The sequence below is a fragment of the Methylobacterium mesophilicum genome (assembly GCF_022179445.1).
Classification (GTDB): Bacteria; Pseudomonadota; Alphaproteobacteria; order Rhizobiales; family Beijerinckiaceae; genus Methylobacterium; species Methylobacterium mesophilicum.
The window spans coordinates 55,005-71,371 of the sequence record NZ_BPQU01000004.1 but is presented as its reverse complement, the minus strand read 5'-3'; the positions used below and the strand labels follow the sequence as shown (position 1 = coordinate 71,371).

Annotated in this window: 15 protein-coding genes; 9 read left to right on the top strand and 6 right to left on the bottom strand. The window is 69.9% G+C overall.

Translation table 11 applies throughout. From position 1 onward, the window contains the following. Window positions 1–6 precede the first annotated feature (6 nt). The 3 genes from MFF40_RS06345 to MFF40_RS06335 form a co-directional block, all read right to left on the bottom strand. Window positions 7–1,251, bottom strand: coding sequence for an MFS transporter (locus MFF40_RS06345; RefSeq protein WP_238259969.1), 1,245 nt, complete (start codon window positions 1,249–1,251; stop codon window positions 7–9). A 72-nt stretch (window positions 1,252–1,323) separates the two neighbouring features. Then, window positions 1,324–2,235: an amino acid ABC transporter substrate-binding protein gene (locus MFF40_RS06340; protein WP_147857292.1), complete on the bottom strand. Its 912-nt coding sequence runs from the start codon at window positions 2,233–2,235 to the stop codon at window positions 1,324–1,326. Between the two features lie 176 nt (window positions 2,236–2,411). Continuing rightward, entirely contained in the window at window positions 2,412–3,311 is a 900-nt protein-coding gene (locus MFF40_RS06335) for a LysR substrate-binding domain-containing protein (RefSeq protein ID WP_147898220.1), read from the bottom strand. Window positions 3,312–3,409: 98 nt separating this feature from the next. Between MFF40_RS06335 and MFF40_RS06330 the strand changes: the two genes are divergently transcribed. Together MFF40_RS06330 and MFF40_RS06325 are read left to right on the top strand one after the other, a co-directional pair. Then, entirely contained in the window at window positions 3,410–4,036 is a 627-nt protein-coding gene (locus tag MFF40_RS06330) for a glutathione S-transferase family protein (protein WP_147857614.1), read from the top strand. A gap of 8 nt (window positions 4,037–4,044) precedes the next feature. Then, window positions 4,045–4,968, top strand: a complete 924-nt coding sequence (locus MFF40_RS06325) for a pyridoxamine 5'-phosphate oxidase family protein (protein WP_147898221.1) — start codon at window positions 4,045–4,047, stop codon at window positions 4,966–4,968. Window positions 4,969–4,975: 7 nt separating this feature from the next. Here MFF40_RS06325 and MFF40_RS06320 read toward each other — a convergent pair whose 3' ends face one another. Continuing rightward, window positions 4,976–5,626, bottom strand: coding sequence for a glutathione S-transferase family protein (locus MFF40_RS06320; RefSeq protein WP_147857109.1), 651 nt, complete (start codon window positions 5,624–5,626; stop codon window positions 4,976–4,978). A 277-nt stretch (window positions 5,627–5,903) separates the two neighbouring features. Here MFF40_RS06320 and MFF40_RS06315 point away from each other — a divergent pair, with 277 nt between their 5' ends. From MFF40_RS06315 to MFF40_RS06290, 6 genes are all read left to right on the top strand, one after another. Beyond that, a complete protein-coding gene (locus MFF40_RS06315; protein ID WP_058192055.1) occupies window positions 5,904–6,284 on the top strand; it encodes a response regulator in 381 nt (126 codons plus the stop codon). A gap of 92 nt (window positions 6,285–6,376) precedes the next feature. Beyond that, on the top strand, window positions 6,377–8,350 hold the full coding sequence (locus tag MFF40_RS06310) for an AI-2E family transporter (RefSeq protein WP_147898222.1): 1,974 nt from the start codon (window positions 6,377–6,379) through the stop codon (window positions 8,348–8,350). Window positions 8,351–8,487: 137 nt separating this feature from the next. Then, window positions 8,488–10,104, top strand: a complete 1,617-nt coding sequence (locus tag MFF40_RS06305; protein ID WP_238259967.1) for a hybrid sensor histidine kinase/response regulator — start codon at window positions 8,488–8,490, stop codon at window positions 10,102–10,104. Window positions 10,105–10,121: 17 nt separating this feature from the next. Next, the gene (locus MFF40_RS06300; protein ID WP_238259965.1) at window positions 10,122–10,424 is read left to right on the top strand and encodes a plasmid stabilization protein; all 303 of its coding nucleotides are present in this window, start codon (window positions 10,122–10,124) and stop codon (window positions 10,422–10,424) included. A 219-nt stretch (window positions 10,425–10,643) separates the two neighbouring features. Beyond that, complete coding sequence (locus tag MFF40_RS06295) at window positions 10,644–11,093, top strand: RusA family crossover junction endodeoxyribonuclease (protein WP_187277822.1); 450 nt, start codon at window positions 10,644–10,646, stop codon at window positions 11,091–11,093. Next, window positions 11,090–11,773 carry a hypothetical protein gene (locus MFF40_RS06290; protein WP_147856122.1) on the top strand — a complete coding sequence of 228 codons (684 nt, stop codon included), beginning with the start codon at window positions 11,090–11,092 and terminating at the stop codon, window positions 11,771–11,773. Before MFF40_RS06295 ends, MFF40_RS06290 begins: the two co-directional genes overlap by 4 nt. 94 nt (window positions 11,774–11,867) lie before the next feature. Here MFF40_RS06290 and MFF40_RS06285 read toward each other — a convergent pair whose 3' ends face one another. Both MFF40_RS06285 and ydiJ read right to left on the bottom strand, forming a co-directional pair. Continuing rightward, window positions 11,868–12,818: a ketopantoate reductase family protein gene (locus MFF40_RS06285; RefSeq protein ID WP_238259963.1), complete on the bottom strand. Its 951-nt coding sequence runs from the start codon at window positions 12,816–12,818 to the stop codon at window positions 11,868–11,870. Then, the gene (gene ydiJ / locus MFF40_RS06280; RefSeq protein WP_238259962.1) at window positions 12,815–15,901 is read right to left on the bottom strand and encodes a D-2-hydroxyglutarate dehydrogenase YdiJ; all 3,087 of its coding nucleotides are present in this window, start codon (window positions 15,899–15,901) and stop codon (window positions 12,815–12,817) included. Before ydiJ ends, MFF40_RS06285 begins: the two co-directional genes overlap by 4 nt. A gap of 114 nt (window positions 15,902–16,015) precedes the next feature. Here ydiJ and MFF40_RS06275 point away from each other — a divergent pair, with 114 nt between their 5' ends. Further along, the gene (locus MFF40_RS06275; RefSeq protein ID WP_238259960.1) at window positions 16,016–16,354 is read left to right on the top strand and encodes a hypothetical protein; all 339 of its coding nucleotides are present in this window, start codon (window positions 16,016–16,018) and stop codon (window positions 16,352–16,354) included. The last annotated feature ends 13 nt before the right edge of the window (window positions 16,355–16,367 follow it).

Here is a 16,367-nt window from a genome sequence, read left to right as displayed (position 1 = left end):
GACCGGTCAATCCGAGAAGGCGATCTTCGGCCCCGGCCGCTGCAGGGCCACCGCCGTGGCGATCCCGAGCCCCAGGATCGTGACCGCGCAGGCCGCGAGCGCCCCGAACTGCCCGAGCTGCATCAGCGCCTGACCCAGCACCGCGACGCCGAGCGCCTGCCCGCAGAAGAACGAGAACGCGTGCAGGGCCACCGCGGAGGCGCGGGCCGTGGGCGCCACCTCGGTCACCTGCGTCTGGAAGGTGTTGTGCAGCATGTAGAAGCCGAGACCCATGGCGGTCAGGGCGGCGCAGTCCACCTGCCAGCTTCCGGCCAGCCCGACCACGGTGAGCGAGGCGCCGCAGATCAGGCCGCCGCCGATCAGCATCCGGGGCATGCCCAGCAGCCGCACCAGCAACCCGACCAGGGCCGAGTAGAGCAGGCCGCCGATGGCGAAGCCCGCGAGCACCAGGCCGGCCTCCCGCGGGCCGCCCTCGCCGCGGGCCTCGATCAGCGGGGCGAGATGCGGGAACACGCCGAAGATCGCGATCGCCTCGACGAACACCGCCGAGAACAGGATCCGGGCTCGCGGATTGGCCAGGATGGTGCGGTAGCGCCGCACCGCCTGCCCGAAGGCGGGGCGGCGGGCCGGGAGGCTGCCGGTGCGGTCGAAGCCGAACACCGTCGCGGCGCACGCGATGGCGGCGACCAGAGCCGTGATGGCGAACACGCCGCGCCAGCCGATCACCGCCTCGATCAGACCCGCGAAGGTCGAGCCGGAGAGCTGCCCGAGGATCACCGCCACGAGGAAGCGCCCGATCGCCACCTGGCGCCGGTCCATGGGCACCCGGTCGCCGAGCAGCGCGAGCGACAGGGGGATGCAGCCCCCGGCGGCGGCCCCCGCCAGCATCCGCAGGCCGAACAGGCTGCCGATATCGGGGGCGAGGCTGCACAGGACGAGGGCGCCCGCGAGCACCGCCAGGCAGACGCTCATCACCCGCTCCTTGCCGAGCGCGTCGCCCACCGGGCCCAGAACCGGCTGGATGAAGGCGTAGGGCAGCGCGAAGGCGGTGGAGAGCAGCGCCACCGTGTGGGTGTCGCTGCCGAGATCCCGGGCCAGCACGCCGACCAGGGGCTCGACCGAGCGCAGCGCGAAGGTGCTGCCGAACCCCGCGCAGGCCAGGACGACGATCAGGCGCGGGATCGAGCCGGCACCCGGCTCCGGCGCGCGGGTCGCGGACGGCGTGAGGGCCGGCTCTTGGCGGTCGAGCATGGGGGGCTTCGCGGGGCGGGCGGACCTGACCGCGGCATCGCATCTCCGCGGCCGCAGCGAAACCCACCCGGATCAGTGCGCGTAGAAGGCCGGATCCGAATTGTCGCTCGGATGCTCGAACGCCCAGCGCAGAGCCGACGACAGCGGCACGTTGTAGTTCAGGCCCCGCGGCGGCACCGGCTTGAGGAACCACGTCTCGTAGATCGTCATGATCTCGGGGCTGCGGTAGAGGTCTGCGGTGGCCTTATCGATCAGCGCCTTGAAGGCCGGATCGTCCCGGCGCAGCATGATGCCGTAGGGTTCCGGATCGGACAGGGTCTCCTGGCTGATCGCGTAGGCGGACGGATCCTTCGACTGGGCCGCCACCACGCTGAGCTGCACGTCGTCCATCACGAAGGCCGCCGCCCGGCCGGTCTCGACCATCAGGAAGGCCTCCGGCACATCCTTGGCGGCGATCACCGTGATGCCGAGCTTGCGCTCGTTGTTGGCCTTGATCAGCATCAGGATGTTGGTCGAGCCGGCCACCGACGAGACCACCTTACCGCGCAGATCCTCCAGGCTGGCGATCTTCTGGTCCTTCCGCGAGACGAACCGGGTCGCCGTGAGGAAGTGGGTGTTGGTGAAGGCGACCTGCTTCTTGCGTTCGGAATTGTTGGTGGTGGTGCCGCATTCGAGATCGGTGGTGTTGTTGGTCATCAGCGGGATGCGGGACGAGGAGTTCACGAACTCCATCGCGACCTCGAGCCCCGGCATCTTCAATTCGCGCTTCACGGCGTCGGCGATCTTGAGGCAGATATCGACCGCGAAGCCGACCACCTTCTGGTTCTGGTCCAGGTAGCTGAACGGCGGCGAGCTATCGCGCACGCCGAGCACGATCCGGTTGTTGTCCTTGATCTTCTTGAGGGTGCCGGTCAGCGGTTCGGCCCGGGCCGCCGGGGGGAGGACCGCGAGCAGCACGGCGAGGAGCGGAGTGAGCAGACGCATGGGCTGGCCGGTTCCCTGGTCGCGCAACGGAACGCCGGCCGGACCGACCCGGCGGCGGGAGCCCGACTGCACGCGGATCGGGCTTCCGCACATCCCTCAGCAAGAGTCCGGCCGTGGCTACGGCCAGCAGCGGCAGGAAAACCAGTCCACGACCCAATCCGGTGACGGAAGACCGATCATGTTCCGGTTTTCATGAATTGGAGGACCGGCAATGTCCTCAAGGATTCCGCGGCGTAGTCGAGGAAGGCGTTCACCCGGGCGGGCCGGAGGCCCTGGCTCGGGGTCACGAGGTGCACCGGCACCGGTGCCGGCTCGTAAGCCGCGAGCAGGCGCACGAGCCGGCCGTCCGCGATCTCTTCGGCGGCCTGGTAGGACAGCACCCGCGCGATGCCGCGTCCGGCCCGGGCCGCGATCAGCGCCGCCTCGACCTCGTTGACGATGAGCCGCGGGGCGAGGCGCACCCGGTTGGCACCGAAGCGCCATTCGCGAACGCCCGCATGGATCGGGCCCACGATGGTGTCGTGCGCGCTCAGGTCGGCAGGCGTCCGGGGCGTGCCCCGGGCGGCGAGATAGGCCGGGCTGGCGACGACGACCTGGCTCACCTGCCCGAGCCGGCGCGCGACGAGGCGCGATTCCACGAGCGGCCCGATCCGGAGCGCGACGTCGATCCCGTCCTCCACGAGGTCGAGGTTGCGGTCGGCGAGGACCAGCTCGACCTGCGCCTCCGGGTAGGCGTCCAGGAAGCCCGACACGACCGGCGCCACGTGCTTGCGCCCGAACAGGACCGGCGCCGTGACCCGCACGAGACCCCGCACCGCATCGCCGGCCGCCCCCGAGACGGCAGCCTCGTAACCCGCCAGCAGGCCGCGCGCCCGCTCGGCCAGTTCGAGGCCCGCCGGGGTGGGCGCGAGGCGGCGGGTGGTGCGCTCCACCAGGCGGGCGCCGGCCCGGGCCTCCAGGCTCGCGAGCGCCCGGGTCGCGGCGGCCGCCGAACGGCGCGACCGCCGGGCCGCCCCGGCGAGGCTGCCGGCATCGATGATCGCGACGAAGAGGGCGAGTTCGTCCAACCGGTCCATCGATTGTTGCAGTCCGTGAAATTCTGAGTGTCAGACATTCCGGATTTTCGGCGTGCGCTGCAAGGGCGATAGTCGGGTCGTTGCTGGAGACCCCGACGATGTCCGAACCCGACCTCACCCTCTACGGCCTGCGCCTCTCGGGCCATTCGCACCGCGCGGAACTGTTCCTGTCGCTGCTGGGGCTGCCCTATCGGTTCGTCGAGGTGGCGAGCGCCGAGCAGCGCACTGCAGCCGAGTTCCGCCGCCTCAACCCGCTGGGCCAGATCCCGGTCCTGACCGACGGCGCGACCGCGATCCCGGACAGCAACGCGATCCTGGTCTACCTCGCGGCGCGCTACGCAGCCGGCGGCGGCTGGATGCCGGCCGATCCGCTCGGCGCGGCCGAGGTCCAGCGCTGGCTCTCGATCGCCTCCGGGGAGGTGCGCACCGGGCCGGCTTTGGCCCGGCTGATGGTGGTGTTCGGTGCCCGGGCCGACCGCGCGGCCGTGCACGCGACCGCCGCGCGGATCCTCGGTTTCATGGACGGACACTTGGCCGAGCGCCGGTACCTCGCCGCCGACCGGGCGACGCTCGCCGACATCGCCTGCTACTCCTACGTGGCCCACGCCCCCGAGGGCGGCGTCTCGCTCGCGCCCTATCCGGCCGTGCGGGCCTGGATCGCCCGGGTCGAGGCCCTGCCGGGCTTCATCCCGATGCCCGCCTCTCCCATCCCCGAACAGGCGTGAGGCGTGCCATGGCCACCTTCCATGCGGACGAGGCGACTGCCCAGGCGCGGGCCGGCCACATCCTCGGCGAGACCCCGGCGATCCGGTCGTTCATGCCGGATCAGCACCGCGGCTTCTTTGCGGGCCTGCCGTATCTCCTGGTCGGGACCGCGGATGCCAGCGGCGCGCCGGTCGCGACCCTGCTGACGGGAGAGACCGGCTTCGTGCACAGCCAGGACGCGACCCATCTCGCCATCTCGGCGGCGCTCGACCCGGCCGACCCTGCGTCCCGGTTCCTGATACCGGGCGCGGAGACCGGGATCCTGGGCATCGATCTGGCGACCCGGCGGCGCAACCGTGCCAACGGCCGCATCGTGCGCCGCGACCGGGACGGCCTGACCGTGGCGATCGACCAGAGCTTCGGCAATTGCCCGCAATACATCCAGCGACGCGACGTCGAGCCGATGCCGCGCCAGCCGGGGCCGACCGAGATCCTGTCGGCCCTGGATGCGGAAGCCGGCGCGTTGATCGACGCCGCGGACACGCTGTTCGTGGCGACCCGGTCGCGGGACGGGCTCCGGGACGGCGGCGCCGACATCTCGCATCGGGGCGGGCGGCCGGGCTTCGTCCGGCGCCGCGGCGACGTGCTGACGGTCCCGGATTTCTCCGGAAACCGCTACTTCAACACGCTGGGCAACCTGGTCGGCGAGCCGCGTGCGGCGCTGCTGTTCCTCGACTTCACCAGCGGCGACCTTCTTGTCCTCCAGGGCCGCACCACCATCGACTGGGCCGGCGCCGACGCCGCAGGGCTCCTGGGTGCGCAGCGATCCTGGGCGTTCACGATGACAGCGGGCTGGCGGCGCCGGGCGGCGGTTCCCCTCCGCTGGAGCGCCCCCGAGCCGGCAGCGCAACTCGCGCGCACCGGCATCTGGGACGCAAGCGAGGACGCCTGATCGTGGCTCAGGCCGCGCCCGGCGCGGCCGCCTCGTGCTCCTGCGCGAGCCGCGCATCCGCGGCGGCCACGGTCCGGAAGGCCGGGCGGGCCCGAATCCGGTCGACATAGGCCGACAGCGCCGGATCGGGCGCGACCAGGCCGAAGCCCGTCGTCCAGCCGAGCGCGCTGCCCCAGAGGACGTCGGCGGCGCTGAAGCGGTCGCCGAGCAGGTACGGCCCCGGATTCAGCGCTTCGGTGACGCGCGCGATCACGCTGTCGTAGTCGGCATAGGCCGACATGGCCCGCGGCCCGGCTTCGCGCTTGAGATGGCGGTCGATCACCGCGGGCTCGAAGCAGGAGCCGTAGAACACCATCCAGCGCAGATACGTCCCCCGGGCGGGATCGGTGAGCGCCGGGGCCAGGCCGGCCGCGGGAAACAGGTCGGCGAGATACATGTAGACCGCCGCCTGCTCGGTGACGAGCGCGTCGCCGTGGCGGATCGCCGGCACCTTGGCCATCGGGTTGATGGCGCGATAGGCGTCCCCGAGATGTTCGCCGGCCCGCATGTTGAGCACGTGCAGCCGATGCGGGGCGCCGAGTTCCTCCAGCAGCACGCGCACGCCGGTCGAGCGGGTATTGGGGGCGTGATAGAACTCGATGTCCGGCGTATCGGCCATGTCGCACCCTCCCGGGATCCGTAATTTGCGCGGCGATACGCTTCGTCCTGCCTGAGGTCCGGGTCAATCGTGCAGCGCGGCGACGGCTGCGGTTGTGGCATCACCCCGGGCCCGGGACAGGCGGCCCCGATGAGACATCCGGATCCGAGCTGCACCCCTCCGCGCCAGGCGCCCACTTCCGCAGGGACCGGAATCGCGGCAGGGACGTTGGGCGTTTGTGCGTTGCCGCGCGTTGGGGTGCCAGCCGGCGCGACGCGACCCGGGGATTCGAGTTCTGATGGCGAAGATACTGTTGGTCGAGGACCATGAAGAGATCTGGGACTTCCTGTCCCGCCGCCTCAAGCGCCGCGGCTACGAGGTGATCCTGGCCCATGACGGCGAGGCCGGCGTGCAGCAGGCCCGGTCGGGTCAGCCCGACGTGATCCTGCTCGACATGAACCTGCCGGTCCTCGACGGCTGGTCGGCGGCGCGCGCCCTCAAATCCGGATCCGACACGCGGGCGATCCCGATCATCGCGCTCACGGCCCACGCCATGTCCGGGGACCGGGACAAGGCGATCCAGGCGGGCTGCGACGACTACCATCCCAAGCCGGTCGATTTCTCCAAACTGCTCAGCCAGATCAGCGCCGCTTTGGGCGAGACCGCACAGGCCGGCTGACGGCCGCCCGACGCGGCAGGCGCCCCGATCCGAACCGCTCCGCCGTCGCGGGGCGGCCTCGTCCCCCAGTCCGATCAGAGTGGAGCGTCTTTGTGAGCGAGGATCCCGTCACCGCCCAGCGCCTCAAGCAGGGCCTGCCGGTCATCGTCGCGCTGGCCTCCACCCTCCTCGTCGTGTCGATCATGGCGGCCCTGTATCTCGGGCGCGAGATCCTGGTGCCGGTGACGCTGGCGATCCTGCTGAGCTTCGTCCTGGTGCCGGCGGTCCGCATCCTCCGGCGGCTCCGCGTGCCGCGGGCGGCGGCGGTGCTCCTGGTGGTGGTGATCGTGTTCGGCGGCCTGTTCGGGATCGGCAGCCTCATCGCCAGCGAGGCGTCACAGCTGGCATCCGACCTGCCGCGCTACACGCTGGTGATGCGCGACAAGATCAAGGACCTGCGCGGCGCGACCGCCGGGGCCGGGACCTTGTCGCGCATGGTCGACATGGTCCAGGACCTGAGCGCCACGCTGCAGCCGCCCGGCGCCATCGAGGTCAAGGGCGAGCCGGGAACCCGGACGCACCCGCTCACCGTGGAGATCAGCCCCGCCCGGGCGAGCGTCGTCGAGACGTTCCAGACCTTCGCGGGCCCGATCCTGCACCCGCTGGCCACCACCGGCCTGATCCTGATCTTCACGATCTTCATCCTGCTCCAGCGCGAGGACCTGCGGAACCGGGCGATCCGGCTGGCGGGCGGCTCCGGGGACCTGCGCCGGGTGACGGCGGCGATCGACGACGCGACCAGCCGGCTCAGCCGGTTCTTCCTGGCGCAGCTCGCCCTCAACATCGCCTTCGGGGTGGTGATCGGGGTCGGCCTGTGGCTGATCGGCGTGCCGAGCCCGACCCTGTTCGGCGTGCTCGCCGCGATCCTGCGGTTCGTGCCGTATATCGGCGCCGCGATCAGCGCCCTGCTGCCGCTGATCCTCGCCGCGGCGGTCGATCCCGGCTGGACCATGGTGATCGCCACCGCAGCCCTGTTCCTGGTGGTGGAGCCGATCGCCGGACACGTGATCGAGCCGCTGCTCTACGGACACTCCACCGGCCTGTCGCCGATCGCCGTGATCCTGGCGGCCACGATCTGGACCTTCCTGTGGGGACCGATCGGCCTGGTGCTGGCCACCCCGCTCACCGTCTGCCTGGTGGTGCTCGGCCGCCACGTGGAGCGCCTCTGGTATCTCGACGTGCTGCTCGGCGACCGGCCGGCGCTCGCGCCGCCGGAGATCTTCTACCAGCGCATGCTGGCGGGCGACCCGGTCGAGGCGATCGACCAGGGCTGGCAGTTCCTCAAGGAGCGGGCGCTCGTCACCTATTACGACGAGGTCGCTCTGGCCGGCCTGCTGCTCGCGCAGGAGGACCTTTCCCGCGGCACCCTGGACCGCGCCCGCCAGGACGAGGTCGGCGCCGCGATCCGCACCGTGGTGGCACGGCTCGGGACCGCCCCGGTGGCGCGACGCACCCGGCGGGGCACCCCGCGCGCCTCCGACACCGAGACCGCGGCGGCGCTGGCCGCCGCGGGGCCGGACCGTCAGATCGCCGGCATCGTGCTGGCCCGCGAGGATCTCGTGCCGGCCTGGCGCAGCGAGACGCCGGTCCTCTGCGTGTCGAGCCGCGGCCCGTTCGACGAGGCGGCCACCCTCATGCTCAGCCAGATCCTGGCCCGGCACGGGCTCGCCTCGCAGACCCTGTCGATGGCCGCGATCCGCGCCGGCGAGCGCCCCGACAACCCGGGCGGCCTCGCGCTGATCTGCTTTTCCTATCTCGAGCCGGTCAGCCTGTCGCAGATCCGGTTCACGGTGCGGCAGGCCCGCGCCGCGGTGCCGGGCGTGCGTATCCTGGTGGGTTTCTGGCGCGAGCGCGATCCGGCGACGCTGGACCGCCTGCGCCGGGCGACCTCGGCGGACTTCCTCGTCACCTCGTTGAACGAGGCGCTCTCGGCGGTCACGAGTGCCTGCCGTGAGCCGGCGCCCGCGCAGGTCGCGTCCGCACCCACCCGGGCCCTCCCCGGTCCGGCCCGGCCGGTGGCGGCCTGACCCCCGCCACGCGCGACGACGCCGACGTGGCGTGACCGGTCGACGCCGTCGCGCGCCTTCCTAGAGTCGCAGCCCGATGCCGGCACCGGACCGCCATCCCCATCTGTCCACGACTGGAACAAACAAGACTGCACGCCATGGCCGATTCCCCTGAAAAACCTCCGATCGGACCGAGCGCGGTCGTCAGGGACGGCGCGGCGAGCGATGTCGCCGACCCCAAGAGCGACATCTTCTTCGCCGCGGTGGAAACCACCCGCATGCCGATGATCGTCACCGATCCGCGCCAGCCGGACAATCCGATCATCTTCGCCAACCGCGCCTTCCTGGCGATGACCGGCTACACGCCGGAAGAGCTGGTCGGGCGCAATTGCCGGTTCCTGCAGGGCTCGGAGACCGACCGCGAGACCGTCGACCAGATCCGCTCGGCGATCGCCGAGAAGCGCGAATTCGCCACCGAGATCCTGAACTACCGCAAGAACGGCTCGAGCTTCTGGAACGCCCTGTTCGTCTCGCCGGTGTACAATTCGGCCGGGGAGCTCGTGTATTTCTTCGGCTCGCAGCTCGACGTCTCGCGCCGGCGCGACGCCGAGGAGGCGTTGGGCCAGGCGCAGAAGATGGAGGCGTTGGGCCAGCTCACCGGCGGCATCGCGCACGACTTCAACAACCTGCTGCAGGTTATCGTCGGCTACGTCGACATCCTGGCCTCCGGGCTCGAAAAGCCCGATGCGGACCGCGCCCGGCTCGGGCGCGCCACCGACAACATCCGGCAGGCGGCCGAGCGCGCGACGACGCTGACGCAGCAGTTGCTGGCCTTCGCCCGCAAGCAGCGGCTGGACGGGCGCGCCGTCAACCTCAACACGCTGGTCGAGGGGATGCGCGACATGGTCGCCCGCTCCGTGGGCGAGGCGGTGACGATCGAGCTGGATCTCGCCCAGGATCTCTGGAACTGCCGCGTGGACCCGACGCAGGCCGAGGTCGCGATCCTCAACGTGCTGATCAACGCCCGGGACGCCATGCCGGAGGGCGGCACCGTCCGGATCACCACGGAGAACAACGCGGTCGCGGCCAGGGGCGAGATCGGGCCGCTGCGCGCGGGCCGCTACGTCAGCATCGCCATCCGCGACAGCGGCACCGGCATCCCGCCCGCGGTGCTGGCCCGGGTGATGGATCCGTTCTTCACCACCAAGGAGGAGGGCAAGGGCACCGGGCTCGGCCTTTCGATGGTCTACGGCTTCGCCAAGCAATCCGGCGGCGCCGCCCAGATCGAGTCCGTGGTCGGCGCCGGCACGACGGTGCGCCTGTCCTTCCCGGCGACCGACGGCGACGCGCATGCCCCATCCAAGGTCTCGCACCGGGCGGTGGACCGGCAGGGCACCGAGACGATCCTGATCGTCGACGACCGCGAGGACGTGGCCGAACTCGCCCGCACCATCCTGCGGGACTTCGGCTACACGACGCTGATGGCCAGCAATGCCCGCGAGGCCCTGGAGATCCTGGAATCCAGCGAGCGGATCGACCTGCTGTTCACCGACCTGATCATGCCAGGCGGCATGAACGGCGTGCTGCTCGCCCGCGAGGCGCGCCGCCGCCAGCCCAAGCTCAAGGTCCTGCTGGCCACGGGCTACGCGGAGGCGAGCCTGGAGCGAACCGATATCGGCGGTTCGGAGTTTGACCTTCTCAACAAGCCTTACCGGCGCACGGAACTGGTCCGCCGCGTGCGGGCCATCCTCGACGGTCCCACCGGCGTAGGCTGAGCTTGAGGAGACGCGCGATGGCGCAGGGAGACAAGGCGAAATACACCGACAAGCAGAAGCGCAAGGCCGAGCACATCGCCGACTCCTACGAGGCGCGCGGCGTGCCGGAGGAGGAAGCGGAATCCCGCGCCTGGGCCACGGTCAACAAGGACGACGGCGGCGGCGAGAAGCCGGGCGGCTCCGGCCGCGGCAAGGCCACCGGCCATCCGGCGGCCCACAAGGGCGGGGCGACAGGGGGCAAGGCTTCGGCCGGGCGGACGCCGGAACAGCGCTCGGCCTCGGCCAAGAAGGCGGCGGCGACGCGCAAGGCGAATGCGTAAGCTGATCGACGAGACTGGATGCTTTCAGCGTGCCGACGGGCTTGGATCGATAGCGATCAGTAGTTTGCCACCATCTAGAAGTTGGTCATTCGACTTCGCGCTCATTTTAATTGCTCATCCAAACAGCCGGGATGATCGCAAGTGAAACGAAAGTGTCGGTGACCCGATATCGCCAAAATGCTAGTGATGCCTGTTGGTAGGCGACCTTGGCAGGCGGCAATGGGCGATGAGATCGACGATGAATTTGTGCTGCCGTTTCCGATTGAGTTCATGATCCAAGAGACTCCTCGTTCGCACCAATCCAAAAACGTGAAAGCGAAAGAGGAATGGAAACTGATGGTGCGGCGGGCGGCAAAGGATTGCATCGACGCGCATCGCGAATTTACTTTGCTTGACGATCGGCCGATCGCCGTGAAGATATTGTATTTTTCACCTAGTACTATGGAAGGGGATATCGACAACATCGTCAAGCTCATACTCGACGGCATGCTGGAAGTCGTTTATCTGGACGATCGAGTGATCGAGCGCGTCATAGCTCAAAAAATTGAGCCGGGAATAATCGTCGAGTTCGCTTCTATTACTGAAAAATTGGAGGAAGCGGCCAGGGCTGGGCCGCCAGTCGTATATATCAGAATTGACGACGATCTGAGTTGGAGGGAAGCAGCATGACGTATCAGCCTTCCGAGGCAAAGGCATTTGCCACCCAGATCGACGGTCTCTTGGGACGATTGCAGAAGGATGCAGAAAAGCGGGGCTGGAAATTCTACATCCAACCGTCGCCACAAGTAATTCCCGAGTTTCTCAAAGGCTACCGTCCCGATGCGCTGGGCATTGGTCCGGATGGCGGGGTCGTAATCGAAATCAAGGCACGTCGGCACGACGCACAAGGAGAGAGCCTGGCTAAAATAGCAAACCTCGTCGAAGCCCAGAAGGGCTGGGAGTTCCGAGTTTTCTATGTGGCACCGCCCGTCGAAGTCAGGACGGACTTGTCCGCACCAACGGCAAGTGAGCTAGCGTCCGGCATCGCGGAGGCTCGGACGTTGCTGGAAAGCGGGCACGAGCGAGCGGCACTGGTGATTGCATGGTCGCTTCTCGAAGCGATTGCTCGGTTGGTCACGCCCCAGGGGGAGACGACCAGGGCGCGACCTTTGTCTCCAGTTCAGGCTGTTCAGACGCTTGCAGAGATGGGATATCTGAAAGAGGTTGATGCTCGTAGGCTTCGGGAGTTGACCAGCCTGAGAAACGCCGTTGTTCACGGCGGCCTCAAAACGGTTGTACCGGCCAATGATGTCGCTCAGCTCATCCGTGACCTGGAAACGATTACGCATGATCTTGCCGAGGCTGCGTGAGCCAGGAGCGACAGGTCTGCTCTCGTGATCAAGTCTCTCGAAAGCCACATATCCGCTTTGGGTCAGGCTTGTTCATTTGAAACTGGCTACCCTGTCAGCTACTAGACCGTCCGATAGCTTGAGAAGGGTGGGACGCGGACGGGACAACCCGCGAAATATCACCTCCCTCAACCAACTTGACCAGCGTGTGCAGCATCCGGTTGGCCGGCGTCGGAATGCCCAGGGCCGCGCCTCTCCGCATCACGTATCCGTTGAGGTGGTCGATCTCGCTCGGCCGGCCCCGGGCGAGGTCCTGGGCCGTGGAGGAGCGCTGGTCGGCCATGCTGGTGCTGAGGGCGAGCACCGTGTCGAGGATGTCGTCGGGTACCGTCACGCCCGAGGCGTTCGCCACCGCGACGCATTCCTGCACCACGTCGGTCATCGCCGCGACGACGCCCTCGCCCTGTACAAGGCGGCCGTAGGGCAACTGGGTCAGGGCCGACAGGGCGTTGTAGGCGCAGTTCAGGATCAGCTTGCCCCAGAGCGCGTCCAAGGCCCGTTCCGAGACGGTGGTCGGGATCCCGGCGGCGATGAGCGCGGCGGCGATGGTTTCGCTCGTTGCCGAGGCGCCGAGCACGAGGTCGCCCCGGCCGTTGTGCCGGCCCCGCCCCGGCCCGACCATCTCGGTGGCGACGTAGACCGCCACCGGCACCACCGGCCGCCCGAGCACGGCGCCCAGGCGCTCGGCGTTGTCGACGCCGTTCTGCAGGCTGAGGATCGTCGCCGAGGGGCTGAGATGCGGGGCGATGGTCGCCCCGGCGGCTTCCGTGTCGCCCGACTTGACGCAGACCAGCACCAGATCGGACCCGGCGACGCCGTCGCCCGTCGTGGTCGCCCGGACGGCGAGGGTCTCGCGCCCGGCCGCACTCTCCAACACCAGCCCGTCGGCCTCGACGGCCGCGACCAGGGCCGGGCGGCCGATCAGCGTGACCGCGTGGCCGGCCCGGGCCAGCAGGAACCCGTAATAGCAGCCGACCGCCCCGGCCCCGAGGATCGCGACCTTCATCGCGCCGCCGCCGCGGCGTGCTCGGGATGGAACGGGGCGGCGCCGACGGCGCTCGTCCGCACATGGTCGAGGAGGGCCTGGACCGGGTGGCGGAGCCGCGCGCCGTCGATCAGCTTGGCCTGGGACCGGCAGGAATAGCCGTCCGCCAGCAGGGTACCGCCGGGGGACTCGGCGACGTGGCGCGCCCAGCTCAAGCCGTAGATCGCTTCCGAGGTGGCGCGGTTGCGCGTCTCGTGGCCATAGGTCCCGGCCATGCCGCAGCAGCCCGCTGCCGGCACGTCGAGCCGCAGCCCGAGATGGGTGAACACCGCTTGCCAGTCGCGGACCGCGCCGGGGGCGTTGGTGCGCTCGGTGCAATGGGGCAGCAGCCGCAGGGTCGCGTTGCCCGGCCGGGGCGCGATCCGGTCGAGTTGCGTGGCGAGCCATTCCTGCAGGATCTGGACCTTGGGCAGGTCATCGGCGCCGAGCGCCTGGGCGTATTCGGACCGGTAGGTCAGCGTCATCGAGGGGTCGAGGCCGACGAGCGGCACGCCCGAGCGAGCCAGCGCCCGCAGCATCGCGGCGTTGGACCGCGCCACCGCGGCGAACCGGGCCAGGAAGCCGTGCACGTGCAGCGGCTTGCCGTTCGGCCGGTAGGGCACGAGCCACGGCTGGAAGCCGAGGGCGATCAGGAGCGCGCAGGCATCCACCACCAGGGCCGCCTCGAAATGGCTGGTGAACGCATCCTGCACCAGGAGCACCGCGCGCTCACGCTCGGCCGGGGCGAGGCGGGCCAGCGCCTCCGGGGTCGCGGTGGCGACGCCGAGTTCGGCGAGCCGCGCCCTCAGGTCGATGGGCGACAGGGCCGGGATCCCGACCAGGCCGGCCTTGGCCAGCAGCGCCCGGGCGAGCGGGTTGGCCAGGGCCGCGTTGCTCAGGCGCGGCAGCCGGGCCGCCAGCGGCAGAAGCGGCTCCAGCGCGGCCACGAGGTGGTCCTTCAAGGGCCTGGCGTAGCGGGCGTGGTAGAGCGCCAGGAACTTCGCCCGGAAGGTCGGCACGTCCACCTTGATCGGGCAGGCGCCCGTGCAGGACTTGCAGGCGAGGCAGCCGTCCATCGCCTCCTTCACGGCGTGGGAGAAATCGCCGTCGTCGGGCGCGCGCCGGACAGCACTCCGCAAAGTCGCAAAAAAATCGGCCCGCCAGCCGGCGCGCTGGCGCTTCAGCTCGGCGGCGGGGTCGATCCCCGCCTGTGACGCCAGGCGCAGCCACTCGCGCATCAGCGAGGCGCGGCCCTTGGGCGAGTGCCGGCGCTCCCGCGTCGCCTTCCAGGACGGGCACATCGCGTCGTCCGGATCGTAGTTGAAGCAGGCGGCGTTGCCGTTGCAGTGCAGGGCCTCGTCGAAATCCTGCCGGACCGGCGACGGGATCGTCCGATCCTGCTCGCCCCTGCGGGGCACGCCGTCGATCCGGGTGAGCGCGCCGCCCCGGGCCGAGGCGATCTTGCCCGGGTTCATCCGGTCGCCCGGGTCGAAGGCGCGCTTCACCGCCTCCAGCGCCGGCATCAGCGGCCCGAAGGTCGCGGGCACGAACTCGGAGCGGAAGCCCTTGCCGTGCTCGCCCCAGAGCAGCCCGCCATACTTGGCGGTGAGCGCGACCACCCCCTCGGTGACCTCGCGGATCAGGGCGTTCTGGTTCGGATCCTTCAGGTCGATCGCCGGGCGGACGTGGAGCACGCCGGCATCGACATGGCCGAACATGCCGTAGCGCAGCCCCTTGGCGTCGAGCAGCGCCCGGAACTCGGCGATGAAGTCGGCGAGCCGCTCCGGCGGCACGGCGGTATCCTCGACGAACGGGATCGGGCGCGCATCGCCCTTTGCGGCGCCGAGCAGGCCCACCGCCTTCTTGCGCATGGTCCAGAGTGTCTCGATGGCACCGCCGCGGGCGATGGTGAAGCCGAGGCGCTTGGTGTCGGTGCCGCGCTCGGCCTCCAGCACCGTGGTGAGCCGGGCCAGGGCAGCATCCACGGCATCCGCGTCGTCGCCGACGAACTCCACCAGGTTGATGCCGTGGACCGGCCGGCCGGCGGGATCGTCCGGGAAGAAGGCGCGGACCTCGGCCCAGATCGGGTCCTGGCGGGCGAGACCGAGCACGGTGGAATCGATGGTCTCCACGGAAGCCGCGCCGAACGGCAGCAGCGCCTGGGCGTCCCGCAGGGCGGCGTCGAAATCCACGTAGGAGAGCGCCACCAGCACGGAGGCCTTCGGGATCGGCAGCACGTTGAGCCGCGCTTCGGCGATCAGCGCCAGGGTGCCCTCGGAGCCGCAGATCACGCTCTTGAGGTCGAACCGGCCGTCCGCGTCGCGCAGGTGGGCGAGGTCGTAGCCGGTGAGGCAGCGGTTGAGCTTGGGGAAGCGCTCGGCGATCAGCGCCGCGTTCTCGGTGACGATTGTATCGACGGTGCGGTGGATCTCTCCGACCCGGTCGTTGCGCGCCTTCACGGTAGCGAGCCCGGCCTCGTCCATCGGCTCGGCTTCCCAGACCGTGCCGTCGGCGAGCACGCAGGTCAGCGCCAGCACGTGGTCGCGGGTCTTGCCGTAGAGGCAGGAGCCCTGCCCACAGGCATCGGTGGAGATCATGCCGCCGATGGTCGCGCGGTTCGAGGTCGAGAGTTCGGGCGCGAAAAATAGGCCGTGCTCGGCCAGCGCCCGGTTGAGCTGGTCCTTCACCACCCCGGGCTCGACCCGGACGATGCGGCGGGCGACGTCGATCTCCAGGATGCGGTTCATGTGCCGCGAGGTGTCGACCACGAGGCCGTGGCCGAGCGACTGGCCGTTGGTGCCGGTGGCCCCGCCGCGGGGGCGGATCACGATCTCGGTGAAGCGCGGGTCGTCCAGCAGCTTGGCGATGCGCACGAGGTCGTCGCGCGAGCGCGGGAAGGCCACGGCCCCCGGCTCGACCTGATAGATCGAGTTGTCGGTGGAAAAGACCGTGCGGTCGGCGGCCGATACGGTCAGGTCGCCCGCGAAGCCGCGCAGGCGCAGTTCGGCGACCACCGCCTCATAGAGCGGCACGGCCTCGGTGTGGCGGGTCAGGACCGGGATCATCAACGCGTTCTACACCCGGCCATTCGCGAGGGAAGATCGGCGTTTATGTCACGTCGCCGCGAACCGGGCTGGCACCCCGCTTGCCAAGGTGGTGACGGTGCGGAGCGGATGCCCATGAACGCGAGCGTCGAACGGGTCAGGGATGCCCTGGCCGAACTGATCAAGGCGGCCCTCATCTCCGACGACGGCAAGAGCCTCGCCTGCCGCAAGGCCGGCCGGACCAGGCTCGCCGCCCTAAGCACCGACCCGCCGCAGGCCGGGAGCCTGCGCATGGACGGCGCCTGGACGCTGGCGATCCAGCAGGCGGAGACGCCGGAGCTTGCGCCCGAAGAAGGCCAGGTGAACCTGACCCTGCCCCGCGCCTGCCCGTTCGGCCTCGACGAGATCCTGGACCCGGCCTTCGACGTCGATCGCGCGGTCGAGCACATCCGCAAATCGGCGTCCACCGGCTGATCGCGCCTGTTGA

What these genes read in the sequence shown, in the direction of transcription:
- MFF40_RS06275 (WP_238259960.1), top strand. Translation starts at nt 16,016, where the DNA reads ATGAACGCGAGCGTCGAACGGGTCAGGGATGCCCTGGCCGAACTGATC.
- MFF40_RS06345 (WP_238259969.1), bottom strand. Translation starts at nt 1,251, where the DNA reads ATGCTCGACCGCCAAGAGCCGGCCCTCACGCCGTCCGCGACCCGCGCG.
- MFF40_RS06285 (WP_238259963.1), bottom strand. Translation starts at nt 12,818, where the DNA reads ATGAAGGTCGCGATCCTCGGGGCCGGGGCGGTCGGCTGCTATTACGGG.
- MFF40_RS06320 (WP_147857109.1), bottom strand. Translation starts at nt 5,626, where the DNA reads ATGGCCGATACGCCGGACATCGAGTTCTATCACGCCCCCAATACCCGC.
- MFF40_RS06335 (WP_147898220.1), bottom strand. Translation starts at nt 3,311, where the DNA reads ATGGACCGGTTGGACGAACTCGCCCTCTTCGTCGCGATCATCGATGCC.
- ydiJ (WP_238259962.1), bottom strand. Translation starts at nt 15,901, where the DNA reads ATGATCCCGGTCCTGACCCGCCACACCGAGGCCGTGCCGCTCTATGAG.
- MFF40_RS06305 (WP_238259967.1), top strand. Translation starts at nt 8,488, where the DNA reads ATGGCCGATTCCCCTGAAAAACCTCCGATCGGACCGAGCGCGGTCGTC.
- MFF40_RS06330 (WP_147857614.1), top strand. Translation starts at nt 3,410, where the DNA reads ATGTCCGAACCCGACCTCACCCTCTACGGCCTGCGCCTCTCGGGCCAT.
- MFF40_RS06340 (WP_147857292.1), bottom strand. Translation starts at nt 2,235, where the DNA reads ATGCGTCTGCTCACTCCGCTCCTCGCCGTGCTGCTCGCGGTCCTCCCC.
- MFF40_RS06315 (WP_058192055.1), top strand. Translation starts at nt 5,904, where the DNA reads ATGGCGAAGATACTGTTGGTCGAGGACCATGAAGAGATCTGGGACTTC.
- MFF40_RS06295 (WP_187277822.1), top strand. Translation starts at nt 10,644, where the DNA reads ATGGGCGATGAGATCGACGATGAATTTGTGCTGCCGTTTCCGATTGAG.
- MFF40_RS06325 (WP_147898221.1), top strand. Translation starts at nt 4,045, where the DNA reads ATGGCCACCTTCCATGCGGACGAGGCGACTGCCCAGGCGCGGGCCGGC.
- MFF40_RS06290 (WP_147856122.1), top strand. Translation starts at nt 11,090, where the DNA reads ATGACGTATCAGCCTTCCGAGGCAAAGGCATTTGCCACCCAGATCGAC.
- MFF40_RS06300 (WP_238259965.1), top strand. Translation starts at nt 10,122, where the DNA reads ATGGCGCAGGGAGACAAGGCGAAATACACCGACAAGCAGAAGCGCAAG.